18 protein-coding genes are annotated in these 25745 nt (G+C 34.5%); 10 read left to right on the top strand and 8 right to left on the bottom strand.

Annotated elements, in window-relative coordinates:
• Nucleotides 1-216: 216 nt before the first annotated feature.
• The 3 genes from Q1A01_RS21300 to Q1A01_RS21290 are packed head-to-tail and all read right to left on the bottom strand — an operon-like array spanning nt 217 to nt 3168.
• Nucleotides 217-552 (bottom strand): CCC motif membrane protein, encoded by a 336-nt coding sequence (locus Q1A01_RS21300; RefSeq protein WP_299684915.1) that lies wholly within the window; start codon nt 550-552, stop codon nt 217-219.
• Between the two features lie 27 nt (nt 553-579).
• The gene (locus Q1A01_RS21295) at nt 580-843 is read right to left on the bottom strand and encodes a DUF2752 domain-containing protein (protein ID WP_366520123.1); all 264 of its coding nucleotides are present in this window, start codon (nt 841-843) and stop codon (nt 580-582) included.
• A 24-nt stretch (nt 844-867) separates the two neighbouring features.
• Nucleotides 868-3168 carry a T9SS type A sorting domain-containing protein gene (locus Q1A01_RS21290; protein WP_299684911.1) on the bottom strand — a complete coding sequence of 767 codons (2301 nt, stop codon included), beginning with the start codon at nt 3166-3168 and terminating at the stop codon, nt 868-870.
• A gap of 110 nt (nt 3169-3278) precedes the next feature.
• On the opposite strand from Q1A01_RS21290, the gene Q1A01_RS21285 reads away from it, so the two are divergent.
• On the top strand, nt 3279-3839 hold the full coding sequence (locus Q1A01_RS21285; protein ID WP_299684909.1) for a Smr/MutS family protein: 561 nt from the start codon (nt 3279-3281) through the stop codon (nt 3837-3839).
• Here Q1A01_RS21285 and Q1A01_RS21280 read toward each other — a convergent pair whose 3' ends face one another.
• Complete coding sequence (locus tag Q1A01_RS21280; protein ID WP_299684907.1) at nt 3840-4766, bottom strand: hypothetical protein; 927 nt, start codon at nt 4764-4766, stop codon at nt 3840-3842.
• 105 nt (nt 4767-4871) lie between these two features.
• Here Q1A01_RS21280 and Q1A01_RS21275 point away from each other — a divergent pair, with 105 nt between their 5' ends.
• Together Q1A01_RS21275 and Q1A01_RS21270 are read left to right on the top strand one after the other, a co-directional pair.
• The gene (locus Q1A01_RS21275; protein WP_299684905.1) at nt 4872-6035 is read left to right on the top strand and encodes a cysteine desulfurase family protein; all 1164 of its coding nucleotides are present in this window, start codon (nt 4872-4874) and stop codon (nt 6033-6035) included.
• 62 nt (nt 6036-6097) lie between these two features.
• Nucleotides 6098-6622, top strand: a complete 525-nt coding sequence (locus Q1A01_RS21270; RefSeq protein ID WP_299684903.1) for a GNAT family N-acetyltransferase — start codon at nt 6098-6100, stop codon at nt 6620-6622.
• Nucleotides 6623-6634: 12 nt separating this feature from the next.
• Here Q1A01_RS21270 and Q1A01_RS21265 read toward each other — a convergent pair whose 3' ends face one another.
• Nucleotides 6635-9118, bottom strand: coding sequence for a carboxypeptidase-like regulatory domain-containing protein (locus Q1A01_RS21265; RefSeq protein ID WP_299684901.1), 2484 nt, complete (start codon nt 9116-9118; stop codon nt 6635-6637).
• 4 nt (nt 9119-9122) lie between these two features.
• Nucleotides 9123-10826, bottom strand: coding sequence for a M23 family metallopeptidase (locus tag Q1A01_RS21260; RefSeq protein ID WP_299684899.1), 1704 nt, complete (start codon nt 10824-10826; stop codon nt 9123-9125).
• A 260-nt stretch (nt 10827-11086) separates the two neighbouring features.
• On the opposite strand from Q1A01_RS21260, the gene Q1A01_RS21255 reads away from it, so the two are divergent.
• On the top strand, nt 11087-11794 hold the full coding sequence (locus Q1A01_RS21255) for a hypothetical protein (protein ID WP_299684897.1): 708 nt from the start codon (nt 11087-11089) through the stop codon (nt 11792-11794).
• A gap of 102 nt (nt 11795-11896) precedes the next feature.
• Here Q1A01_RS21255 and Q1A01_RS21250 read toward each other — a convergent pair whose 3' ends face one another.
• The gene (locus tag Q1A01_RS21250) at nt 11897-13525 is read right to left on the bottom strand and encodes a carboxyl transferase domain-containing protein (RefSeq protein ID WP_299684895.1); all 1629 of its coding nucleotides are present in this window, start codon (nt 13523-13525) and stop codon (nt 11897-11899) included.
• Nucleotides 13526-13796: 271 nt separating this feature from the next.
• Here Q1A01_RS21250 and Q1A01_RS21245 point away from each other — a divergent pair, with 271 nt between their 5' ends.
• The 6 genes from Q1A01_RS21245 (at nt 13797) to Q1A01_RS21220 (ending at nt 24630) form a co-directional block, all read left to right on the top strand.
• Nucleotides 13797-13979, top strand: a complete 183-nt coding sequence (locus Q1A01_RS21245) for a CAL67264 family membrane protein (RefSeq protein WP_299684893.1) — start codon at nt 13797-13799, stop codon at nt 13977-13979.
• Nucleotides 13980-13990: 11 nt separating this feature from the next.
• The gene (gene tilS, locus Q1A01_RS21240; protein WP_299684891.1) at nt 13991-15328 is read left to right on the top strand and encodes a tRNA lysidine(34) synthetase TilS; all 1338 of its coding nucleotides are present in this window, start codon (nt 13991-13993) and stop codon (nt 15326-15328) included.
• The gene (locus tag Q1A01_RS21235) at nt 15325-17481 is read left to right on the top strand and encodes a cytochrome c biogenesis protein CcdA (RefSeq protein ID WP_366520122.1); all 2157 of its coding nucleotides are present in this window, start codon (nt 15325-15327) and stop codon (nt 17479-17481) included. The genes tilS and Q1A01_RS21235 overlap by 4 nt, the downstream gene beginning before the upstream one ends.
• A gap of 6 nt (nt 17482-17487) precedes the next feature.
• A complete protein-coding gene (locus Q1A01_RS21230) occupies nt 17488-19326 on the top strand; it encodes a CocE/NonD family hydrolase (RefSeq protein WP_299684955.1) in 1839 nt (612 codons plus the stop codon).
• Nucleotides 19327-20244: 918 nt separating this feature from the next.
• Complete coding sequence (locus Q1A01_RS21225; RefSeq protein ID WP_299684888.1) at nt 20245-22911, top strand: alpha-amylase family glycosyl hydrolase; 2667 nt, start codon at nt 20245-20247, stop codon at nt 22909-22911.
• A gap of 180 nt (nt 22912-23091) precedes the next feature.
• The gene (locus Q1A01_RS21220) at nt 23092-24630 is read left to right on the top strand and encodes a YifB family Mg chelatase-like AAA ATPase (RefSeq protein WP_299684886.1); all 1539 of its coding nucleotides are present in this window, start codon (nt 23092-23094) and stop codon (nt 24628-24630) included.
• Nucleotides 24631-25283: 653 nt separating this feature from the next.
• On the opposite strand, the gene Q1A01_RS21215 is transcribed toward Q1A01_RS21220, so the two are convergent.
• Complete coding sequence (locus Q1A01_RS21215; protein ID WP_299684884.1) at nt 25284-25433, bottom strand: hypothetical protein; 150 nt, start codon at nt 25431-25433, stop codon at nt 25284-25286.
• Between the last annotated feature and the right edge of the window lie 312 nt (nt 25434-25745).

Raw genomic sequence — 25745 nt, 5'->3', positions numbered from 1 at the left:
ATTGACTTCGCAAAAGGATTTCATATTCTGAAGCTAGCCAAGAGATAGTTTTGTATAGTTACATGATGATTCCAAAACGTTATTATAAGAGTAATTATTTAGCATTCTATATGGAATTACTTTATCACATAAGTTATTAAAGCTGAGATCAAAATAATACAAATAAAAAGACGAACCCTAGGGTTCGTCTTTTTGATATATGAAAAGTATATTGGACTATAATCCAAGTTGTTCCATTACATCTCTTTGTTGCTCCATATAAGCATCCCATCCACCAGCAGCAATAATTTGGTAGATTCCTATTAATAGAGAAATAACTCCTAAAACAAGTCCTACAATAGCAATAATTCTTGCTGTGTTTAATTGACCTGCATTTGTATAAATTGATGGATCTTCACTTGAATCTAATGTCTTTTTGTCTTTATTAGCTAAGAAAAATGCTATTCCTGAAAAGATAATACCACCAATTCCAGAAGAACAGCAACAAGCTATAAATGAAATGATTCCTAATACGAGTGATATAGTTACATTAGGTAATTTTTGTTGTTCCATAATTTGTGTTTTTTTAGTTAGTTAATTTTAGTGCATAATTTTGATCAAATAACTTATAATGATCGTTGAGATTGTTAATATAGCTAAAATAATAATAGTTTTATTAGCATATCGTATAGTAAAAAAATGATTTACTATTAAAAAACCCAAGAGCGCTATCAAAGGATAGATTCCTGGGTACATATAAAATGCGTCTATAAATTCACCTCTTAGAAGGAGTGCTACTGAGCGTTGTATTCCACAACCCATACATTCATATCCAAAATACTTTTTGTTTACGCAAGGTAGCATGTATTCCTCCATAAGGGAATAATATTATCTGTTTGTTACGTTAATTTTACGAGCTTTAGTAAGCCCATTTTCAGTAGCAAAAGTTACAATATATATTCCAGTACTTAAACTACTAGTAGGGAATGTAAATATGTTACTATTGCCTAAATCTTGACCTAAGAAAATTTGTTTTCCTGTCATGTCAAATAACGTAACATTTGTTAATGTAATGTTATTAGGGTTTCTAATCTCTAATTGATTTGTCGTATTATTTTGAAAGATAGTAAACGATTCTAAGATACTCTCTGAAATTACAACCTCTTCGACACTTAATGTGTCATCTTCTTCAGACTCTGTTTCGTCATTAGTAGTCTCTTCTTCAGTTTCTTCGTTTTCTGTGCTTTCCTCTTCTTCTTCAGTTTCTTCGTCGTTACTGGTGTCTTCAGCTTCGGTTTCTTCTTCAGTTTCGGTAGTAGTCTCTTCTTCTTCCTCCCAATCAGAATCTTCTTCCCAATCAGAATCCTCTTCTGTTGTTTCCTCTTCTTCTGTAGTTTCTTCTTCTTCCTCTTCTTCTGTAGTATCAGTATCTACTTCAACTTCTCTAGTAAAACGAATCTCAAATCTTTTTGGATAGTTTCCAGCAGGTAACTGTAAAAGAACACTCTCGTTTTGGATATCATAATAAGTTTCTGAAACAGTATCAAATAAGAAGATACCTTCATAATTAAAGTCTCTTACATCTCTCGCTCTAAATCTAAATTCAGATGTTGTTTCAGCATTGATAGATAATATCAACGCTTGGTACTCATCTTCTGGAACCGCATTAATGATATATTTATCTTGTTCGTTTATAGAAAATGTAACATCAGATGCTAATGTTCCTGCAGCTTTCCCATCCATCGCAACATCGTATCCTCTAGTCGCATGGTTAAGAATTCCTACACCAAGTTCGCGACCATATGTATCATTAATATTAACACCTACTTTAAACTGAGTAAAAGTTGGGAAATTATTAATGTTTTCATAGTATGTTCCTACTCCTACAGCTTCTACAACTTCGTTATTTACATTATCTTCATTATTTCTAAAGTCAGAGTTATTTCCTTCTTTTACAAAGATTCTCATGTCATTTGTAAATGTAAAGGTGTCTGTCGTCTGTGAATCAGATCCTGTGACCATAAATCCTTGTCCAATAGGAGAAAAACGTCTATCATAATCTAATCCAACTACACCCGTTTCAGACCCTACAATAGGTTCACCTGCTTCGTTATACATTAGAAACTGAGCTGCGACATACATACCGTCACTTGCTAATAGTCCCATTGGAGAATACATTCCATAACCAGCTTGATACTCTTCAATAAAGTGTGTTTGTGCTGTAGGATCACTATCCCAGAAATATGCAACTCCTTCTGTTACATCTGTTCCTGTAAAGCTAGCAGTATTTCCATTAGGTAATGTTGTATTAAATGTACCAGAATCAGAATTTAGTAATAAGAAATAATTTAAATCTAGTGCAGATGGATAAGGATTTCCAGTGATTGTTTGTGTGTCAGGAAGTACTGTGGCTGTAATGGTACCACTATTTGGTCTTCCTCTAAAGTCAATACGTTGCCCTAGTCCATCTCCTTGTATTCCTAAGTTATTTGCTACGCCATCACTAGCAGCAGTAGCATCACTACCAGAAACACCTTTCATTGTAAATCCTAAACCAGCTTCTAAAGTTCCTGTACTTTGAATAGGAATAAAATCTGCAGTTGCGTTTCCTGCTTCATATCCATATAACCAGAAAGAAGCAATATTTAATTGATTTACTCCAGCAGAACCATTAAGGCCTATCGCTTGAAGCGCAGGATTACTATTTGTTTCTGCAGTTAATGGTCCTGAACCATCTGGATCTACCGGTACAAAGAATACTCTTTGTGGCACAGATAAACCAGAAACAGTACCAGGATCTCTAAATGCGAAGAAACCATTTCCTTCACTTCGAGTGGTACCATCATTATTTAATTGCACTCCTACAGGCGAAGCCCATAAGTTATAATCGTATTGATTGGTAGTTCCTTCTTGGAATAAGGATAAGATTCCATTTCCTTTGTTTAGTTCGTCAGAACCTGAAGAAGTACCTTGTAATAATTGAGATTGATTACGTAATAATATACTTGGAATACCAACGTTGTTGATACCAGTGACATCATTCGTTTCTAATTCTACGTCTTTTTCAACATAAATAAATGTGTCATTCACATAAATGTACGAAGCGTCAGTTAGTGTAGGTTCTACGTATAACTGAGCATTTGCTGTAACACTTAGGGCAGTTAGTGCTACAATAAGTAGGTTTTTCATAATATTTACTTTAAAAACTCAAAAACAAATTTAACTTTTTTTTCCCAAATTCTCTGTTAGGGCTAAGCTTTTCGATAGTTTGTATATTTTTACCGTTCAAAAACACAGTTTTGAGTAAAAAATTCGAAATAGGACAGTCAATTCAGGTACTAGATGATGATCTAGATGGCGTTATAGTCGCTATAGATATGCCATACATTACAATAGAAACTACAGATGGTTTCATTATACGCTTTCGCGAAAGCGAAATTATACCAGCTATAAGTAGTACTATCAAGAAACAACTGGTGAATGTGTCTCGTCAGAAAGGTCTTGAAAAAGAACCTAAAGTTAAACCCGGGTCTGTTCGTGTCAAACCTAAAGAACGTAACCTTCCACCCATGGAAGTAGATTTGCACATTGAAAAATTAGTAAAATCTTATAGACATATGTCTAATCATGAGATTTTGTCGCTACAAGTAGATACCGCAGAACGGCAGTTACATTTTGCAATTTCAAAAAAAATCTCTAAAATTGTTTTTATACATGGTGTAGGGGAGGGTGTACTTAAAGAAGAACTATATTACCTCTTTAATAGATACGATGGTATTAAGTTTTATAGTGCCGATTATCAGAAATATGGAGCAGGCGCAACTGAGGTATATATTTACCAAAATGCGCAGCGTAAGTAATTAAAACGTTGGTGTTGTTGTAAATTCGGCATCTGGTACTCCCGTAAGAACTCCAAATAATAAGGAACGAATATCACGTATCACTTCTTCTCCATTCTGATTTCTGAAATCTAAATTTTGAGTATTGATGATGATTTCAATATCATTTAAGAAATAAACATGCTCTCTGAATAATTCAGTATTTACCGTACCTGTAACTGCAGGATTCAAATAATCATCCAAAGATTCATTGTCTGGATCTGAATTGTCATTACTAGGATCTAAGTCCATATTGGGATCTTCGTTGATGGTTAAAACACCATCATTATCATCGTCATTATCTAAGTAGTCAAAAGTACCATCTCCATCAGTATCTCTTGTAAGTTCTTCATTAATCGCACCATCGGTAATAACCACCCCTTCCTGCGCAGTAGGAACATTATCGCCATCATCATCAAAATCTAAGATATTTGGAATGCCATCTCCATCAGTATCTACTTCTCCGGTAGGATCTTCTATATCAGATGGAATCCCATCACTATCTGCATAGGTGCCATCTGTAATTACAGTAATGTCCCCATCGGCGCTTATAAATTCTTCTACTACAATAGGTGTTGCGGGAGGAATTGCATTACAAAAATAATCACTTGTAACACTGCTATCAAATCTTCTGTAAATTACATTATCACCAGTGCTTAATGGTATGGGAGTTTCTCTTCTAGCGTTTTCTCCATCACCAGCACCAAAAATATCTTGTGTAGTACTAAACGATAAAGCAATACTTTCATTATTATCAGGATTGATTTTAAAGAACACAAATTGAGATTCAAAATTTGTACATTGTTCTAAAGTTTGCTCTTCAAAATCAAACGAAGTCACTATAATATCGCCATCATCACATGAGGCTAAACAAGAGATTGCTATGATCGCAATTAAAAACTTTTTCATTAAAATGAATTTTTAAACAAAAATAGTAGAAAGGAACCAGCAAAGTAATGACAAAAATTATTTTATTTCCTTTACATTTGTTTTTTAACAAAACTACAACGTTTGATGAATTCTATTTATTTTGATAACGCTGCTACTACCCAAATGCGTAAGGAAGTAGTAGATCGCATGACAGAAGTTATGCGAGACGTGCCTGGTAATCCTTCTTCTACACATGCTTTTGGCCGAACGGCTAAGAGCCAAATAGAAACCGCACGAAAGCGTATTGCCCAACTTTTTAATGTTACAGCTGGAGAAATTGTATTTACATCTGGAGGTACAGAAGCCGATAACCTAGTCATTAATAGTGCTGTGCGTGATTTAGGTGTCACACGCATCATTACTTCTCGAATAGAACATCACGCCGTGCTTCATGCTGCCGAAGAAGTCTCTACATGCCATAAAATAGATTTGCAATTTGTAAATCTTAAAGAATGTGGAACTCCTGATGAAAAACATTTAGAAGAATTACTAAAAGCTAGTGACGCAAAAACATTAGTGAGTTTAATGCATGTGAATAATGAGATCGGTAATATGATCGACATTAAAGCAATTGCTACATTATGTAAGTCACATGGTGCATTAGTACATTCTGATATGGTACAGAGTGTAGGACACTATGAGCTAGATTTACAGGAAATCCCCGTAGATTTTATTGCAGCTGCTGCTCATAAATTTCATGGACCTAAAGGAGTTGGTTTTGCATTTGTACGTAAAAATAGCGGTCTGAAGCCTCTTATTTTTGGAGGTTCTCAAGAGCGTGGTTTACGAGCAGGTACAGAAGCAGTACATAATATCGTAGGGCTAGAAGAGGCGCTTCATATGTCTTATAAAAACTTAGACGAAGAAAGAGCATATGTAAAAGGACTAAAAGCATATTTTGCTGAAGAGCTACAAAAAGAAATTCCTGATGTAAAATTAAATGGGAATTGTAGTAATCCAGAAAAGAGCACCTATACCCTCCTTAATGTATGTCTTCCTATTGCCGAAGAAAAAGCAGTATTACTTCTTTTTCAATTGGATATGAAAGGAATTGCTTGCTCTAAAGGAAGTGCCTGTCAAAGTGGAAGCACAGGAGGTTCTCATGTGCTTAGAGAAGTTTTAAATGATGAAGACTTTAAGAAACCTAGCTTACGCTTTTCATTCTCTATCTATAATACCAAAGAAGAAGTCGACTATGTAGTGGGCGTCTTAAAAGAATATATTAAAAGTGAAAATATCCTAGCCTAGCTAGGATATTTTTTTGGTATAGGTTTGTGTTTTTACGCTTTCGCGAAAATTAATAAATGCTCATGAAAAACATAGAAATACGTACTGCTACCCAAGATGATGCTATACATATTTCTATTTTAGGAAAAATTACATTTACAGAAACTTTTGGACATCTCTTTAAAGATCCTAGTGATCTTCAACACTATTTAGAAACTACATTTTCTGTAACCAAAATAGATGCAGGTTTGCGTAAAATGACTGCTATTTTTTGGCTAGCATTTGCCAATGGACAGCCAGTAGGTTATGCAAAACTAAAATTAAATTCAACGACTTCTTTTACACATTTTAAAGCTGTCTGTCAACTTCAAAAAATCTATGTAAAAAAAGATTTTTTATCTTTTAAAATAGGGCATAAATTACAAGATCAGCTACTTTTAAAAGCAACAGAATTGCACTATAACTATATCTGGCTGTCTGTGCTAAATAGTAATGAGAGAGCTATTCGATTTTATAAAAAGAATGGGTTTGATATTATAGGAAATCACGACTTTACCATAGGGAAGGAACACTTTGATTTCTTTGCTATGGGTAAAAAATTAATGTAGGTATTCAATTGCTTACAACCTCATATTCACTCGTACATTAAAGACTCTTGGCGTTAGAAAATTTGGTACGGCAAACTGTTGTCCGGAATTCGCATCACGTACAAAGGTATTAGTGATTGAGTTTAATCTATCAAAGATATTATAGATTTCAAAACCAGCACTTAATTCTTTAAATGGATGTAGCCAATGTCCTTTAGGAAAGTTCTTTTTCTTTCTTTTCTCTTCATCTGTAAACACGTAAGAGATTCCTAAATCTGCTCTAAAGAAATCACGTAGTCTTGGTAAGTCTTCAAAATCATAAGGATCTACATTACTAGGGGTACCTCCTGGTAATCCTGTTTGATATACCATATTAAGATATAATCTTGCACTTGGTATGGTAGGAATATAATCCTGAAATAAAAATGCTGCTTTAAATCGTTGATCTGTAGGTCTTGCTATAAAACCTCTATTATCTTGATTTTCTTCGGCGCGAAGTAATCCTATACTAATCCAACTATCTGTTCCTGGAACAAACTCTCCATTAAGTCTAGATTCAAAACCGTAAATACGCGCTGTAGCATTGTTATTTGCACGATAGCGTAAACGTACATTCTCTAATGTAAATGTATTTACATCGGTGAGATCTTTATAAAAGGCTTCATTTACTAATTTAAATTGTCCTCCCCACATATTAAAACTCCAATCATGACCTACAACAGCATGAATAGATTTCTGAGCTTTTACATCAGGTACCACTTCTCCTATAGCATTACGTAACTCACGATATAAAGGAGGTTGTTGATATACCCCTCCAGAAAGTCTGAAAACCATATCTTGATTCCAGTCAGGTTTGATGCTAAACTGCGCTCTTGGACTAAAAACAGCTTGCGATGAACTCTCTATATCTTGTCCACTCACGGTCCATTGATGCGCTCTTACACCTACATTAAAAGATACTTCATTATCTCCCCAGTCGGTACGCTTAGTATATTGCGCATACCCAGAAAAACGATCTATCTGAACATCATTTCTTGCACGTACACTTGTAAACGGTTCGATAGGACCCTCAAAAGGAGTAAATGGTTGGTCATTTGCAAAATCAGGAATAGGAGGACGTACTGCAAAACCAGCTGAGTCTATAATTTCATACTCTCGTAATTGATCACGTATGTCTTCATGTGTGTATTTAACTCCCCAATCTATTTGATCTTCCCCTTTTACATATTCTCCTTTATGCTCGAAGTTTACAAATAAAGCATCTAATAGGTTACGAGCACTCCTGAATTGACCTCCCGCTGCTTGCGTAAACTCAACTTCTCCTAAATCTTCACTTCCAATATTATTATCAGGAGTACCTAAACGATACTGCGCTAAAATATCAAAAAACTCTTGTTCTTGACTCTGGTAAATAGATCCTATAAGTTTTAAAGTTAAATTCTCATTGACTAATTGAGTAGCCTTTAGTGCTCCAAAATACGTTTCGTATTTATCTTCTTCCTGTCCATCAAATAAAATTAATAGACTTACAGGGTCTGCCAATGTACCAAAATTAGTCTGCCGATTTAAAGGCTCAAAGTCATAATCGTTAATAGCAATATTTCCTAAGAAGTCTAATTGAAATTTATTTGAAAATTTATAGGTTATAAAAGTTTGCGCATCGGCAAAAATAGGATTGATATTACTTTCTGTTTGTCTGGAAGAAACTAATAATCCATTATTACGATATCTGAGTCCTGCAATAGCAGTAAGTCTTCCATCTTTAGAAACCCCTTCCACAGAAGCAGTAGCTCCTAAAAGACTTGCATTGACACTAGCACCAAACCCAGTAGGTCTTCTATAAGCGATATCTAATACAGAGGCTAATTTATCTCCATACTTTGCTTGAAATCCTCCTGCACTAAAAGAAACACTCTGTGTCAAGTCACTATTTACAAAACTAAATCCTTCCTGTTGTCCAGAACGTATTAGAAATGGACGGTATACTTCAATTTCATTTACATACACGAGGTTATCATCAAAATTTCCACCACGTACATTATAATTGGTACTTAATTCATTATTGTTATTAACCCCAGGTAAGGATTTTATTAAATTTTCTACTCCCGCTTGGGCGCCTGGAACTTTACGAATTGTTTCTGATGAAAGTGTCACAACTCCTTGCTCACGTTCTCTTCTTCTATTTGAAACAATCGTTACTGTTGCTATTTGTGCAATATCTGTTTTTATGACAGGGTTATACTCTATGTCTGCATTAGCGGGCAGATTAAATGTTTGTGTAATATTCTTAAACCCTACAAAAGAGAATACAACAGTTACCTCTTGATTTGCGGGAATTTCAATTTGATAGAAACCATTTCCATTAGTAGTATTTCCATCATTTCCAAAGGTAATATTAGCTCCTGGGACAGGAACTTGATTTTCATCTAATAAAATTCCTCTTATAGTAGCTGTTTGGCTATAAGCCGAAAAACAAAAAAGGAAAGCGAGTACAGGTAGGAAGTATCTTTTTTTCAAGAGATTATTTTTTTCTAAAAAATGTTGTCTCAAATGTAGCACTATTTCCTACATTATCGGTGACGATTAGTTTTAAGTTATTTTCAGTATCAGTAACGATATTATCATTAAAATCGTGTACAAGAGTATTTGTTTTATAATCATACTCCATCAAAATGAATTTTCCATTTACAGTTGCACGATAACTTTTTATACCGCTTTCGGCATCTTCAATCTTAAATTTGAGATAACGATATTTAGACATCCACCTTCCTTTAGCTACATTTTTTGCTGTAATAACAGGCGGTGTCTTATCCATCCCAATTGTATATGTTCCGAAAGTTTTAGTAGCCGTTGTTAGGGCATTATCTTTAATTCTTGTGCGTGTATAATAAATATCATTCCCTTTACGGTTTAATCGACCTAAATATAGTTTTTCTCTATCTTCTCCATTATAAGCAGAAAGATCGTAACTGATAACAGCATTTTTATGTAAAGGTGTTTCTTCAGTATGAAAATGAAGTGTGTCAGAACGTGATGCTAAATCTAGAAATGTATGATCATATAAAGCGCCTTTAGGAATATAGACTGAAAACTTACCCTCTGAAAATGAAAAAGGTTGATCTGCATATGCATGATTTTCAGTAACTACAGGTGTACTTGGTTTTGTAAGTGTATCTGCTTTTCCAATAATAGGAACATTAATACTTGTTACATTACCAGCGTAGTCTTTTATTTTAATACCATATTGATATGAAAGACTGTCATTAATAGTCAGAACACCATTATCTACTTGATTTTTATAAATACTAAGCGGATTATTTTTTTCTATAAATAATTTCTGAACTCTATTTCTCTTCTTAATATAACGTCCATAATCAATCATTCTATTGAGGTAACGTGTCTCAGCAAAAGAAAACTTATCCATGGTGAGTAAGAAGTTTTCTTCTCCATTTATCGTAGTTTGTATTTGATAAATACCATTTTTATTATTAGCACCATCTTGCTGATCTATGGTACTTATACCAAAGCCTATATTTCCTTGAGCTTTTATTTTTTCAGTAATATAGGTACTGTCTTTTTGCATTTTCAATCTAAGTTCAACAGGTTTTTGAGCTCGATTGATATAAGAGTTTTCGTCCAGAGGATACGCAAATGCTTTTGTGATTTTAGGAGCCCTGTGGTCGGCTACTTGAATTCCAAATAAAAAGGGATTCATAGGTCTGGAGTTCGCATCTCTAATTTCATAATGAAGATGAGGGCCGCCACTATCCCCTGTATTGCCACTATACGCAATTAAATCACCTTGAGTAACCGCTAATGCTCCAGAAGTAGGAAACACTTCAATTTCATAACGTTCTTTCTTGTATTGTTTCTCCTTGATATATGCTTCTATTTCAGGACTAAATTTCTTAAGATGCGCATATACGGTAGAGTACCCATTAGGGTGTTGTATATAAAGTGCTTTCCCATATCCATAATGAGAGATTTTGATTCGGCTTACATATCCTGTTGCAGAAGCATGCACTTTCAAACCTTCTTTACGTTGGGTTTTGATATCTAATCCGCTATGGAAATGATTACTACGTAATTCCCCAAAAGTACCCGCCATAACTAGCGGTATGTCTAACGGATTTGTAAAATAATCAGTAGGTATATCTGTTTGTGCAAAACAAAAAAATGTAGAAAATAAATATAAAATATAAGTTAGAAATCCCCTTTTAATCATAGACTGCTAATGTATACAAACCTTTTCTAAATTAAAACTCAGAAATATATGTTTTAGTATGATGTTGTCCGCTTTCGCGAAATATTATAAAGAGTCTTTTAAAATACTTTGAACTTTATTGGGGTACTGATACTTTTTCTAACTGTCAAGATGTTACAATATAGACCATAAATTCTAATGTATAAAAATGCCTAGTAATGGGTATTTTGAGAACTCTTTACAACTACGATTTTTACGCTTTTAAATCTTCAAAATTAATTATGATGAAAAAAACCGGTTTATTTTTTGTGCTACTTATATGTACAAATTTGTTTAATTCTTGTTCAGATGACGATTCAGGTCCAATAACAATCGACTTGATATTTACATGGAACTCTGTACATGAAGATGTTTCGTTTCCTTTAATTCGCGATAGTGATGGCAATGATATAGGCGGAGAAGAAACAGCAAACTTATTTGATTTAGAAAGAGGGGAAACAAGAAGTGTAGAAGTTGTTTTGGACCGAGGAGGGACTACACTTGAACTTTCTAGTTTTATTGATCTTGAACTGACTAGAGTTCTTACAAACGGTATAGTAAACGATGGTGATACTGTAAGCTGGGATACGATAAATAGTTTTGCAACTGTATCGGGATCAAGCTCTAATACAGGAGCAGATGAAATTTTAGGTCGATGGAATCAAATACCTACAGAGTGTACCAATGCTAATGGAGATGGAAATTTCTTTAATTTCACTTCAAGTTCTTCTGGATCTGTTTTTCAAGCAGATTGTAACGATATCTGTATGAATGGAGGGATCATTACAGATTTTAATTATACGATTTCGGGTAGTAGTATAACCATAACACCAACAGATGTAAGTAGTTGCGCTGGAGAGCAAAACGATCCACCCTCAGCATTTTCAAGTACTTGGTCAATTTCGGGGAATATTCTTACTCTGGATGGTCAACAATTTGAAAGATCATAAAACACCACTTTAATATATTAACCACTACTTTTTAGTTATAGAAGCCGTCTTATTAATTTCTAATTAGGCGGCTTTTTGTAATGTTGTCAAGTTAATCTGAATTTAAACCTGAATAACGCCTAAGTTGAAAGGTTTTTCGATAGGAGCATGATCTGCTGCTTCGATTCCCATAGAAATCCATTTTCTAGTATCTCTAGGGTCTATAACGCCATCTGTCCAAATACGTGAAGCTGCATAATACGGTGAGATTTGCTCGTCATAACGCGCTTTAATCCTATCATATAATTCTTTTTCTACTTCAGGTGTAATTTCTTTTCCTTGTTTCTTAAGAGAAGCTGTTTCTATTTGCAATAATACCTTGGCAGCAGAATTTCCACTCATAACAGCCAGATTTGCACTTGGCCAAGCAGCAATAAGTCTCGGATCATAAGCCTTACCGCACATTGCATAATTACCTGCTCCATATGAATTTCCAATCACGATAGTAAATTTAGGGACAACACTATTAGATACAGCATTTACCATTTTTGCCCCATCTTTAATAATACCGCCATGCTCACTTTTACTACCTACCATAAATCCAGTTACATCTTGTAAGAATACCAACGGAATTTTCTTTTGATTACAATTAGCTATAAAACGCGTTGCTTTATCGGCACTATCTGAGTAAATCACGCCTCCAAATTGCATTTCTCCTTTTTTTGTCTTTACCAACTTACGCTGATTGGCAACGATACCTACCGCCCAACCATCTATACGGGCGTATCCTGTAAGAATACTTTGTCCGTATCCTTCTTTATATTCATCAAATTCAGAATGATCTACCAAACGTTTTATGATTTCGCGCATATCATATTGATCAGCTCTTGAGGCTGGAAGAATTCCAAAAATCTCTTCAGGGTTTTCTTTTGGAAGTGCTGCTTCTTTACGATTGTATCCTGCTTTTGTATAATCTCCTATTTTATCCATTAATTTCTTAATGGTATCTAAGGCATCCTTATCATCTTTTGCTTTGTAATCTGTCACGCCACTTATTTCGCAGTGTGTAGTGGCACCACCTAATGTTTCATTATCTATCGTTTCTCCTATGGCAGCTTTTACTAAATAACTTCCAGCAAGAAAGATACTTCCTGTTTTATCTACAATAAGTGCTTCATCACTCATGATAGGAAGGTAGGCTCCACCAGCAACACAACTACCCATAACAGCAGATATTTGGGTAATTCCCATACTACTCATCACCGCATTATTTCTAAAAATACGTCCAAAGTGCTCTTTGTCTGGGAAAATTTCATCTTGCATAGGAAGATATACTCCTGCACTATCTACAAGGTAAATGATGGGTAATTTATTTTCCATGGCAATTTCTTGTGCGCGTAAATTCTTTTTTCCTGTAATAGGAAACCAAGCGCCAGCTTTTACTGTTGCATCATTTGCAACAACAATACATTGCTTACCAGATACATGCCCTATTTTTATAACGACCCCACCACTTGGGCAACCACCATGCTCTTCATACATGCCTTCTCCTGCAAAAGCAGCTATTTCAATACATTTTTTTGGATCGTCTACAAGATACTCTATTCGTTCTCTCGCGGTGAGTTTTCCTTTTGAATGGTGTTTTTCGATACGTTTTTCACCACCTCCCAATTTTACTTTTGCTAGTTTTCTTTTTAAATCAGAAAGTAAGAGTTTGTTATGATCTTCGTTTTTATTGAATTTTATATCCATAGTGCTGAAATACGCTTTTTATATCGTGGTATATTAAAAATAAAGTTTTTAAAAACACCTTATTATTTTGTTAAAAAGAAGGTGTTCTTAAATAATGTTCGAATTTACGAAAATCGTATAGTTTCTCTTCCTCACGTTTATGAAATTTAGTCGATATTTGTACTTATACCTGTTATAATTTTCGTTTTATTTAAATTTAAATAAGAATAGGTGTAAAATCCCTTGTTATTGTAATTATTCTTATAATTGCTGAACAACTTAAATTGAATCTATGGGAATGAATAAGAATACAGTGCTCGCTTGGGCTACTTTTATTATGATAATCGTAGGATTGTCTCTTATATTACTTGGTGCTGTACGTTATAAAGATGTTGCTGGCTGGGGCTTTGCCGCAGTTGGAATTGGCTTTTTTGCCATTGCTTGGGTGTTTAATGCCCTAAAAGGAAGAGTTTAAGATACCTGTATATGCTTCTTGATGCGTTTCAATCACATCTAAAACAACAGTTTCCTTTTCTAACAGCACACACAAAATTATTAGTTGCCGTAAGTGGAGGGTTGGATAGTACTGTTTTAGTACATCTTTGCATGTCTTCTGGATTAGATATAAGCATTGCACATTGTAATTTTAATTTACGAGGAAACGAAAGTGATGGAGATGCACATTTTGTAAAAAAACTTGCTACAGAACATACACTTCCATATTACGAAAAGAGTTTTGATACATCCGCTTACGCGAAAAAACATACCGTCTCCACTCAAATGGCAGCACGTGATTTGAGGTATACTTGGTTTAAAGAATTAACTACCGCCGAAGGATATGATTATATACTAACAGCACATCATAGCAATGATAACTTAGAAACGTTTTTGATTAATGTATCTCGAGGTACAGGTCTTGATGGTCTCACTGGTATCCCTGCTATTTCTGGAAATGTGTTGCGGTTACTGTTACCGTTTTCGCGAAAGCGTATTTATGAGTATGCACAAGTAAATGAAATTGTTTGGCGAGAAGATAGTAGTAATGCATCTGATGCGTATGTGCGTAATGCGATGCGCCATCATGTGATTCCTGAGTTGGAAAAAATACGCCCTGATATTTTACAAACGGTAGAAAAGACACTAACGCATGTACAACAATCTGCTAGTTTATTGGAAGTATATATTCAGGAACTTAAAACTAGGTATTTCTATCCGTTAGATAGTCTCATAGGACCTAGAGCTATGTGTGTATCTATTCCAAAATTGTTGGAACATCCAACTCCTAAAGCTGTACTTTATGTATTGTATAAAGATTTTGGATTTACTGCTTGGGAAGATGTCTATCATTTATTAGAAGCACAATCAGGAAAACAGCTTTTTTCACAAACACATCGTTTACTAAAAGATCGAACCACATTACAATTATATTCATATAGTAAAGAAAAAGAAACGAATACGACTTCTTTCCTAATTGAAGAAGGAATACAAGAACATCAAGGTGATTACGGAACGTTATCATTTGCTAGGGTAGCAACCATGGCAACTGTCTTAGAAACTGAGATATATATAGATCCTTCCAAAGTACAATTTCCAATGGTAGTACGTCGTTGGAAAGAAGGAGATTTTTTTTATCCTTCAGGAATGCAAGGGAAAAAGAAATTGAGTAAATTTTTTAAAGATGAAAAGCTATCTTTGGTAGCCAAAGAGAATACTTGGTTACTATGTGATCAAAACGGAATTATTTGGATACTAGGATATCGTTCGGATAGAAGATATAGTGCGCAAGAGGATACCAAACTACTTAAAATAACATATTCAATATGATGCGTAAAACGCTTACACTCCTCGGAGTATTTATGCTTACCACAACATTTGCAATCGCTCAAGGCTTTGGTGGAGGGCAAGAATTTGGAAGTGGTAAAAAATATGACCCTGTTCAATGGTCTGGAGAAGTTGAGAAAATTTCTGAGACAACATATATACTGCATTATGATGCTAAAATTCAAGACAAATGGCATGTATATAGCCAGTTTACTCCTGAAGATGGACCTATTCCATTACACTTTGAATTTTTACCAGAGACAGGAGCTACGTATACATTAGACGGAAAAGCAACAGAAAGTCCTACCCATAGAGAGTACAGTGATATTTTTGAAGTAGATGAGGTTTTTTGGGAAGATACGGCACGTCTCTCTCAAAAAATACAACTTACCGATGCTTCTACGACCATAATCAAATCTATAGTAAAACATCAAAGTTGTATTGAGAACGGAGTTTGTATCAACCAAGAGTTTTATATCGTTCATGATCTTGGAAAGCAAAAAGTATTGGCTTTTACCAATTATAATGCGTTTGAAAAATATGGAGTTGATATCAAAAACACTATAGGAGACAGTAGATCAATAGGTGAAGATGGCAGAATTGTATTAGAAGACGATGAATATAGTGAAGTTGTAGAAAATGATGAAGATGAGAATAAGGGACCACCAGTAGTCGGAGGAGATAATGAAGCAGATACGATACAGAATAATGAAGAAAAGAAAAGTCATTGGTTGATTTTTTTAGGGACATTACTAGCGGGTCTTTTAGTGACGTTTACTCCGTGTGTATTCCCTATGATTCCTATGACAATTAGCTTTTTTATAAAGCAAAACGAAAATAAATCAAAAGGAAAGTTTAATGCGTTATTTTATGGTTTCTGTATCGTTGCTATCTATGTATTGATTAGTTTGCCATTTCATCTCTTTGAATCATTAAACCCTAACATTTTTAATGCTATATCAACAAATGTATACCTGAATATTTTCTTCTTTTTAATATTTGTTGTTTTTGCTATTTCTTTTTTGGGAGCTTTTGAAATAAATATTCCAAACAGTTGGGCTACCAAGGCAGATAAGGCTTCGAGTGGGGGAGGGCTTTTAGGAGTTTTCTTTATGGCATTAACACTTATTATTGTTTCATTTTCTTGTACAGGTCCGGCATTGGGATTAGTGTTGGGAAGTGTCTTATCTACAGATGGAGGTGCCACTATCTTAACGATAGCTATGTTAGGATTTGGATTAGGATTAGCATTTCCTTTTGTATTATTTGCATTATTCCCTAGTTGGTTAACAAACCTTCCAAAATCAGGAGGATGGCTTAATACAGTAAAAGTAGTTTTTGGTCTTATAGAATTAGCTTTAGCATTTAAATTCTTATCAAACGCAGATTTAGTTTTACAACTTCATTTATTAGAAAGAGAAACATTTTTAGCTATTTGGATTGCCATATCAGCAATACTCACTTTATATTTATTAGGGAAAATCAAAACTCCCCATGATGATGAAGGATCCAAACTTTCTGTAGGAAGGTTGTTATTAGCTATTGCTTCTATGTGGTTTACATTATATCTTATTCCAGGATTATGGGGCGCTCCTTTAAAGATTATAAGCGGTTTTCCTCCACCAATGGAGTATAGTGAATCTCCTCACGGGATAGGAAGTTCTGGAGTAGTAGATGCTCAATTTAAAGATGGCTTACCAGAAGGAGGACATGTATTACCTAATGGTATTTTAGCATTTAATGATTATGAACAAGGACTTGCATATGCTAAAACAGTAAATAAAACAGTCCTTATTGATTTTACCGGACATGCCTGTGTGAACTGTAGAAAAATGGAAGAACGTGTTTGGATAGAACCTTCGATACTTGATATTCTTAAAAATGATGTCGTACTTATTTCTCTCTATGTAGATGATCGTCGTAAACTTCCAGTAAAAGACCGTTATGTTTCAGAAATTACAGGTAAACGCGTACAAACAATTGGAGATAAATGGAGTGAATTCCAAACCATACGTTATAAAGCAAATGCTCAGCCTTATTACGTATTAATCGATCATGATGAATCCAATTTAAATACTCCAGTAGGATATACACCAGATGCCGAAGAATATAAAGCATGGCTAAAAGAAGGAATAACACGATTTAATAATAATTAATATATGATGAAAAAATTATTTGTATTGTTATTTGTTTTCGCTTTCGCGAAAGCGTATACACAAGAAACCTATGATGTAAAAGCACATTACAATAAACAAGAAGTTGATATTGTGATGCGTGATGGTATCAAACTGCATACTACTATTTATTCTCCTAAGGATACGTCAAAGAGTTATCCTATCATTATGCAACGTACGCCGTATAGTAGCAAACCTTATGGTGAAGGACAATTCCGTTCTAAAATAGGGCCGAATAAATATATGATGGAAGAAGGGTATATTGTTGTATATCAAGATGTACGTGGACGATGGATGAGTGAAGGGAAGTATGATAATATGCGTGCCTATATTCCGAATAAGACAGGTAACCAAGTAGATGAAGCGAGTGATACCTATGACACGATAGATTGGCTGGTGAAGAATGTAGAAAATAACAATGGAAATGTAGGAACTTGGGGAATATCATATCCAGGGTTTTATGCGACCTATTCATTATTAAGTGAACACCCAGCATTAAAAGCAAGTTCGCCACAAGCGTGTATTGGAGATTTCTTTTTTGATGATTTTCACCATAATGGCGCTTATTTATTAAGCTACTGGAGAGCTACAGCTTTATTTGGATATCAAAAAGAAGGACCAACTACAGAAGCGTGGTATCAATTCCCAAAATTAGATAGTGATGATCAGTTTGATTTCTTTTTGAAGACAGGACCTTTATCAAACCTTGATGCATATTATGATGAAACCAATGAATTTTGGACACAATTAAAAGAGCACCCTAACTATGATGAATTCTGGAAATCACGTGGACTTATACAGCATTTGCAAGATATCAAACCTGCGGTAATGACGGTAGGTGGCTTATTTGATGCTGAAGATTTATATGGTCCTTGGGAAACCTATAAGAATATAGAGAAGCGAAGCAATAACTATAATACTGTTGTTTTTGGACCTTGGAGTCATGGTGATTGGGCACGAACTAAAAAGAGACAAGCCGTCGGGAATGTATATTTTGGGGATGATATTTCAGATTATTTTCAAAAAGAATTGGAAACAAAATTCTTTAATCACTTCCTTAAAGGAATGGGAGGAAATGAGACCAAATTACCAGAAGCCCATATTTTTGATACAGGAACGAAAGAATGGAAATCATTTGATGTGTGGCCTCCTAAAGCAACTATGGGTGCTACATTTTATTTAGATGCCAATAATCGTTTATCAGGAAGTCCATCTACAAAGAATGGCGCAGAAACTTTTGTAAGTGATCCTGCAAATCCAGTTCCTTATGCAGAAGGGAAGAAAATGGTATTTACACCTCGAAAATACATGAGTGATGATCAACGTTTTGCTGCAAAAAGAGATGATGTACTCGTATATGAAACCCCCGTGCTAGATGATGAAGTAACACTCGCTGGAGAAATCATGGCAAAACTAGAAGTGGCTACTACAGGTACTTCTGCCGATTGGATTGTAAAAATTATTGATGTATACCCTGATGACGTTCCTAATACAGAAGAAACAGAAGAAGGTGTACAAATGGCTGGATACCATCAGATGGTTCGTAGTGAGGTAATGAGAGGTCGTTTTAGAAGAAGTATGGAACGTCCGGAAGCATTTGTGCCAGATAAGAAAGAAGAAGTATTTATTAAGTTACAAGATGTTTTACACACTTTTAAAAAAGGACATAAAATACAGATTCAAGTACAGAGTACATGGTTTCCGCTTATTGATTTAAATCCGCAAACCTATGTAGATAATATCTTTGAAGCTAAGAAGTCTGATTTTACAAAAGAGACACATACAGTGTTTCATAATTCTCGAATTTCATTTAGCATTTTACGATAACAATACATCTATTTTGAAATATAAAAAGCGCACTTTAAAAGTGCGCTTTTTTGTTTTGGATATGTCCTAAAACGGAAAAACACCCCGCAAGTCTGCGAGATGCCTTTCACCCCCTATGCTATCTTTGTATGTTGTTGGTAGTACATACAAACTATTTTATATTGAGTTTAGATTTTAAGTTATTTGAAAAACATCCCGCTAACTGCGGGATGCCTTTCACCCCTAAATTAAATGGTATTGTGCGTTAAAATTGTCTTTAAACACTCAAATAGAAACGACACTTCCCCCATTTGTTAAATCTAAACAAACCTTCATTTATTTATAGTTTAAAAGTATAGTATACTTACGCGATAGGAAAGGGGGAAATACCCCTTTTTTATCTTTTTTATCCTTTTTTTCTTTGAAAAATTGGGGGTATTTTTATTTAAATTAACATTTTATTAAGAAATTAAATCTTTTCATCGTGTTTTTTAATCTCTTTGTCTGTTTTAATGAAAATACGATTTAAATTATTTCAGTCATAAAATGGAAGTTATACTGAAGGCTCATACTATTTTTTTGAGGAAAAAATGTAGTTAGAAATTATGTGTGTTTTAGTAGTTGTTATGTATAATGTGTAAGGGTATCGTTGTGTTTTTTTTTTATTCTGAAATCTTTCTTGCTTGAGGTTTGTAAATTATTGCGAATTTGATAATTTTTACGATAACGTTTTCGCTCCTAGTGCACTATTAAAAACATTGAATTTCAGCCTGTTAAAATTTATATGGAATGAAGTATTATTCTAATTATTTATAGAATAATAAAGAACTTTAGAGTACTTTTAAATAGGTTTATTCGTCAGATTATTAGTTGTTTAAGTGATTTTCTGTTGACATATACCTATATAAAAATCATTAACCATTTAATCCCCCAAGAATTATGAAAACAATTAAGTTTTTACCATTTCTATTTTTAGTATTAAGTTATGCTTCTAGTTTATCACAGAGCAGAGATATTCCATTTGTATGGGAAAACGCTACTGTTTATTTTGTACTTACCGATCGTTTTGAAAATGGCGATCCCTCCAATGATTTTTCTTATGGACGACAACAAGATGGAGCTCCTTTACGGAGTTATTTAGGTGGCGATTTACAAGGACTCATTAATAAAATTAATGAAGGTTATTTTGATGATTTAGGTGTTAGTGCCATCTGGCTAACGCCGCCTTATGAAAATATTCATGGTGCCACCGATGAGGGTCCAGGAAAAAATTATGCCTTTCATGGCTATTGGGCTAAAGATTGGACAGCAATAGATCGGAATTTAGGTACAGAGACTACATTTCAAACATTAGTAGATACAGCACACGACCATGGTATTCGTATTGTGATGGATGTTGTATTAAATCATGTAGGACCAGACAACCCTGATGATGAATCTTGGCCTAGCGATTGGGTACGAAGAGATCCTGATTGTAATTTTAATGGTCCTCAAGGGACAATACCTTGTGAATTAGTAGCGAATCTTCCAGATATTTTAACAGAAAGTAATACTCCTGTAAGTCTTCCTCAATGGTTATTAGATAAATGGGAAAATGAAGGGAGAAAGGATCAAGAATTAGCAGAACTTGATATATTCTTTAATAGAACAGGATATCCAAGAGCGCCTCGTTTTTATATTATAAAATGGTTGACCGATTATGTGAGAGATTATGGCGTAGATGGTTTTAGAGTAGATACTGTAAAACATGTAGAAGAATCTGTATGGACAGAATTAAAAACAGAAGGTCTTATTGCATTACAAGATTGGAAAGGGGCAAACCCTCAGAAGAAGGTAGATGATCAACCTTTCTGGATGACAGGTGAAGTATTTAATTATTTTGCACTAGGAATGCAACGTGTTTTTAATGGCGATGGTTTTAATGTTGACTATTATAATAATGGGTATGAAAACCTAATCAATTTTGATTTTCGTTTTGTTGCAAATCAAGGATTAGAAAGCATATTTTCTAGTTATAATAATTTATTGCAAAATCAATTAGGAGGTGCTTCAGTAATGAATTTCTTAGCAAACCACGATACTGCTGAGGTATTTGATATTAATAGAACAAGAACCTTCGAAGCAGGTACAAAACTCTTATTATCACCCTCTACTGCCCAAATTTATTATGGTGATGAAACGGCTCGTACCTTAACCCCTGGAGGTGGTGCAACAGGTGATGCGACCTTACGATCATTTATGAACTTTGGAGATCTTGCTAATCCAAATTCTTTACAGTCACTTACTTTATTACATCATCAAAAAATTGGACGTTTTAGAAGAGAACATATTTCGGTAGGCGCAGGTGTGCATACCAAACTTCAAGATACTCCTTATACGTTTAAAAGAGAATTTGATAATGGTGTATTATCTGATAAAAGTTTGGTATATACAGGAAATGATGGTGACTTCCAGAATGCATTAAATATGTTTAATCTATGGCCAGATGGAACGGTACTTACAGACTATTTTTCAGGAAATACATCAACAGTGACTAATAATACGGCAGATTTCAATAGTCCGTTTGGTCTTGTTTTAATAGGAGAAGCATTTGAAGAAGATATTATAACACCGCCTACATCATTTACAGTACGTGCTAAAAAACCATTAGATTGGAATGAACTTGATATTTATGTTTATAATACAGCAACGAATAGTGTGCTCTCTGGCACCAATGGATGGCCTGGGCAATCTATGACACCCGTCTCAGGAAGTACACTTTGGTATGAATATGAAATCAATGTACCATCAGGGGTAAGTGCCAATCAAATTGGAATTGTGTTTAATAATGGTAATAATGGCAGTCAGTCTGTAGATCTTTTTAGAGACCGAGATGGTTGGTTTGAATTTACGTCTGGTGGAGCCTTACGAAATGGTACTTGGTCAGATGTATGTCCTTCAGATTGCCCTGGTACTTCTACAAATACCTATCGTATTTATGCGCACCAACCTAATGATTGGAATACGATTTTTGCATATACATTTAATACGACTCAAAATGGGGTTTTATCAGGTACTCCCAATTGGCCCGGTTTACAAATGACAGCACTTCCTGATACTGCCAATTGGTATTTTTATGATATCACATTACCAGCAGGCGTAAGTGATTCTGAAATAGGTCTTGTATTTAATAATGGGAATAATGGAAGCCAATCTGTAGATCTATTTAGAGACCGTGAAGGTTGGTTTAATTTTACTTCTGGAGGTGCTGTTCGTAATGGAAATTGGAATGATACCTGTCCGTTTGATTGTCCTACCCGTAGCAATATTCCAAAAGATATTTTAACTGAAGTAACGAAAGAATCCGTTTTAAATTCAAAAAATAGTATTACAACCTATCCAAATCCTTCGAATGGAAATGGAGTGATTGCTATCCCATTGACAGAACGAACTAGAGTTACGGTTGTTATCTATGATAGTTATGGACGTATGGTAAAAGAATATGCGCCTCAAGATGTTGATGTAGGTACAGTAGTAATAGATTATCAACTTACTACTTCGGGTCTTTATTTTTATAAAGTAGTTTACGGGTCTGAAATTAAAGTTGGGAAGATCCTTGTAAAATAGTTTTATACAAAGTGAAGATTAACTAGGAAACCTGTGAAGTTCACTTCACAGGTTTTTTTATAAAATAGAAATTCCTAAAATATTGATTTGTAAACCCATAAAAAGCATTTATATTTATAGCCTTATAACAAGTGAGGTATAGAGCTGCGCATATTTCTATCTTACACTAACTAGAAATATATGTTAACCAAAGTTTTTGGTAGCGCAGTGTTTGGTGTAGATGCCACCACCATTACCGTTGAAGTCAATGTAGATAAAGGAATCGGATATCACCTTGTAGGATTACCCGACAATGCCATTAAAGAAAGTAATTATAGAATTGCAGCAGCACTTCAGAATAATGGCTATAAAATCCCTGGAAAAAAGATTATTATTAATATGTCTCCTGCCGATATGCGAAAGGAAGGCTCTGCCTATGACCTTACCTTGGCAACTGGTATATTAGTCGCTACACAACAAATTAAAGGAGATTACTTAGAAGAGTATATTATTATGGGCGAACTCTCCTTAGATGGAGGATTACAGCCCATAAAAGGAGCCTTGCCTATTGCGATTAAAGCCAGAGAAGAAGGTTTTAAAGGCTTTATTCTGCCTAAACAAAATGCAAAAGAAGCCGCGATTGTAGATGGTTTAGAAGTATATGGTGTCGAAAATATAAGTGAAGTCATTGCTTTTTTTGATAAGGGAACGCCTTTAGAACAAACCGTCATAGATACTCGTGCCGAGTTTTATAAAAGCTTGGAACATCCAGAATTTGATTTTGCTGATGTCAAAGGACAGGAATCTATAAAACGCTGTATGGAGATCGCTGCAGCAGGTGGTCATAATATTATTTTGATAGGACCTCCAGGTTCTGGAAAAACGATGATTTCTAAAAGATTGCCAAGCATCCTGCCGCCAATGAGTTTGAGAGAGGCATTGGAGACGACCAAAATCCATAGTGTCGCTGGGCGTGTAAAAAATAATCAAGGCTTGATGAGTGAACGACCTTTTCGTTCGCCACACCATACTATATCAAATGTTGCTCTGGTAGGAGGTGGCAGTTATCCGCAACCAGGTGAAATTTCGCTATCTCATAATGGGGTGTTGTTTCTAGATGAATTACCAGAATTTAAACGTGAAGTATTAGAAGTCATGCGTCAGCCGTTGGAAGATCGGGAAGTCACGATTTCTAGAGCTCGATTTACCGTAACATATCCGAGTAGTTTTATGCTAGTCGCGAGTATGAATCCTAGTCCAGGAGGGTATTTTAATGATCCTGATGCACCAGTGACAAGTAGTCCTGCCGAAATGCAACGCTATTTAGGAAAGGTGAGTGGGCCGTTATTAGATCGTATTGATATTCATATTGAAGTTACACCCGTTCCTTTTGATAAGTTAAGTAGTGAACAAAAAGCAGAATCCAGCGTCGATATTCGGAAGCGGGTGACGGCAGCTCGGGAATTACAAGTAATCCGCTTTCGCGAAAGCGAGTCCACCAACTATAACGCTCAGATGAATGTCAAGCAAATCCGAACGTATTGCGCATTGGATGAAGCCTCCAAAACCTTATTAAAAACTGCTATGGAGCGATTAAATCTTTCTGCAAGAGCCTATGATCGTATTTTAAAAGTATCTCGCACGATTGCTGATTTAGCAGGAAGCAAAACTGTCACCGGAACACATATCAGCGAAGCCATACAGTATCGTAGTTTGGATAGAGATGGATGGTTAGGGTAAATAATTTAACGGCGATTCCGAAAACCGTATATAAATAGAGTAGGAAAAATTAAATATATTATAACATGTTAAAACAATTCAAACTATTGTATCTATCAAAAACTTAACAAGTCATGAATAGAAAAACGTTTTTGGAAGAAATGTATCTACAGATTTATATATCTGTGGAAAATGCATAGGAGAGACGCAAGAATGCGTAAATCAACGTAATGATGATATTGATTACCTACCATATTAGATTGATTTGAACAACTAAGACGGGTTCATTTACCAGTTTTTATACAACTTCATTTCAAATAAACACCTAATATATCATGATAGCAATTTGAATATGCTTTTGCGAAAGCATAAAAAGTATCGTATTTAGGTACATAATCTCTTACTATAGAATAAGCCCAATGAAAAAAATCACTGGACTTATTTCTGAAATTAACTGTGGTGCTAATTTGTTAAGTGGTATTATTGTGTGCTTTGCAAAGTCATAGCGACGTTTCTTCAATAATAGTATTCTGTCCTTCGACAGTTAATTCTATATTTTCATCACTATCATTTGTACGTGAAATAAAAATTGAATGTTGTTTTATAATATTTTTTTTAATTAATTTCTCTAACTATTTTAAGACATTTAGAGTACTGTTTGTTTTTTGAAATAATTAATAATTACCAAGGGTTAATGTTTTAATTCTGCCATATGAGCCATTCTGTAAATACCTCCCATCAGAACCCGCATTACCTCCTTGTATACGGCATAAGTTCTTTTTGCTTATTTCTTTTAATGTTGATTGTTTTTTAATGTTTTTCATAGCTTATTTTAAATTATATAGTGTGTATCAATTTCTTCAGAATGAAAAGAATTTGCTGATAGATTTAAATCACTATCTCCGCCTAAGATTTTGGTCATTATAGATATCGTTAGAGTAGCAATAGTTTTCCTTCTAAAGGATAATTCTTTTTGTTTTTTTCTTTTATATGATGAGATGTTTTAGATAGTAACATTGGATTAATAAAAGATGTTTGTTTATGGTATTTTTAATTAGATAATTGTATATCCGCTTAATGTCCATTAGCTGTAATACTAGCTATTACTAGCCTATCAAATATTTTTTCTCCGAAAT

It is taken from the genome of uncultured Dokdonia sp., from assembly GCF_947492815.1.
Taxonomy (GTDB): domain Bacteria; phylum Bacteroidota; class Bacteroidia; order Flavobacteriales; family Flavobacteriaceae; genus Dokdonia.
This window is presented reverse-complemented; position numbering and strand designations above follow the sequence as displayed.

Excerpts from the sequence above, each read along its gene's own strand:
- Q1A01_RS21300 (WP_299684915.1), bottom strand. The coding sequence starts at position 552 with ATGGAACAACAAAAATTACCTAATGTAACTATATCACTCGTATTAGGA.
- Q1A01_RS21295 (WP_366520123.1), bottom strand. The coding sequence starts at position 843 with ATGCTACCTTGCGTAAACAAAAAGTATTTTGGATATGAATGTATGGGT.
- Q1A01_RS21290 (WP_299684911.1), bottom strand. The coding sequence starts at position 3,168 with ATGAAAAACCTACTTATTGTAGCACTAACTGCCCTAAGTGTTACAGCA.
- Q1A01_RS21280 (WP_299684907.1), bottom strand. The coding sequence starts at position 4,766 with ATGAAAAAGTTTTTAATTGCGATCATAGCAATCTCTTGTTTAGCCTCA.
- Q1A01_RS21275 (WP_299684905.1), top strand. The coding sequence starts at position 4,872 with ATGAATTCTATTTATTTTGATAACGCTGCTACTACCCAAATGCGTAAG.
- Q1A01_RS21270 (WP_299684903.1), top strand. The coding sequence starts at position 6,098 with ATGAAAAACATAGAAATACGTACTGCTACCCAAGATGATGCTATACAT.
- Q1A01_RS21260 (WP_299684899.1), bottom strand. The coding sequence starts at position 10,826 with ATGATTAAAAGGGGATTTCTAACTTATATTTTATATTTATTTTCTACA.
- Q1A01_RS21255 (WP_299684897.1), top strand. The coding sequence starts at position 11,087 with ATGATGAAAAAAACCGGTTTATTTTTTGTGCTACTTATATGTACAAAT.
- Q1A01_RS21250 (WP_299684895.1), bottom strand. The coding sequence starts at position 13,525 with ATGGATATAAAATTCAATAAAAACGAAGATCATAACAAACTCTTACTT.
- Q1A01_RS21245 (WP_299684893.1), top strand. The coding sequence starts at position 13,797 with ATGGGAATGAATAAGAATACAGTGCTCGCTTGGGCTACTTTTATTATG.
- tilS (WP_299684891.1), top strand. The coding sequence starts at position 13,991 with ATGCTTCTTGATGCGTTTCAATCACATCTAAAACAACAGTTTCCTTTT.
- Q1A01_RS21235 (WP_366520122.1), top strand. The coding sequence starts at position 15,325 with ATGATGCGTAAAACGCTTACACTCCTCGGAGTATTTATGCTTACCACA.
- Q1A01_RS21230 (WP_299684955.1), top strand. The coding sequence starts at position 17,488 with ATGAAAAAATTATTTGTATTGTTATTTGTTTTCGCTTTCGCGAAAGCG.
- Q1A01_RS21225 (WP_299684888.1), top strand. The coding sequence starts at position 20,245 with ATGAAAACAATTAAGTTTTTACCATTTCTATTTTTAGTATTAAGTTAT.
- Q1A01_RS21220 (WP_299684886.1), top strand. The coding sequence starts at position 23,092 with ATGTTAACCAAAGTTTTTGGTAGCGCAGTGTTTGGTGTAGATGCCACC.
- Q1A01_RS21215 (WP_299684884.1), bottom strand. The coding sequence starts at position 25,433 with ATGAAAAACATTAAAAAACAATCAACATTAAAAGAAATAAGCAAAAAG.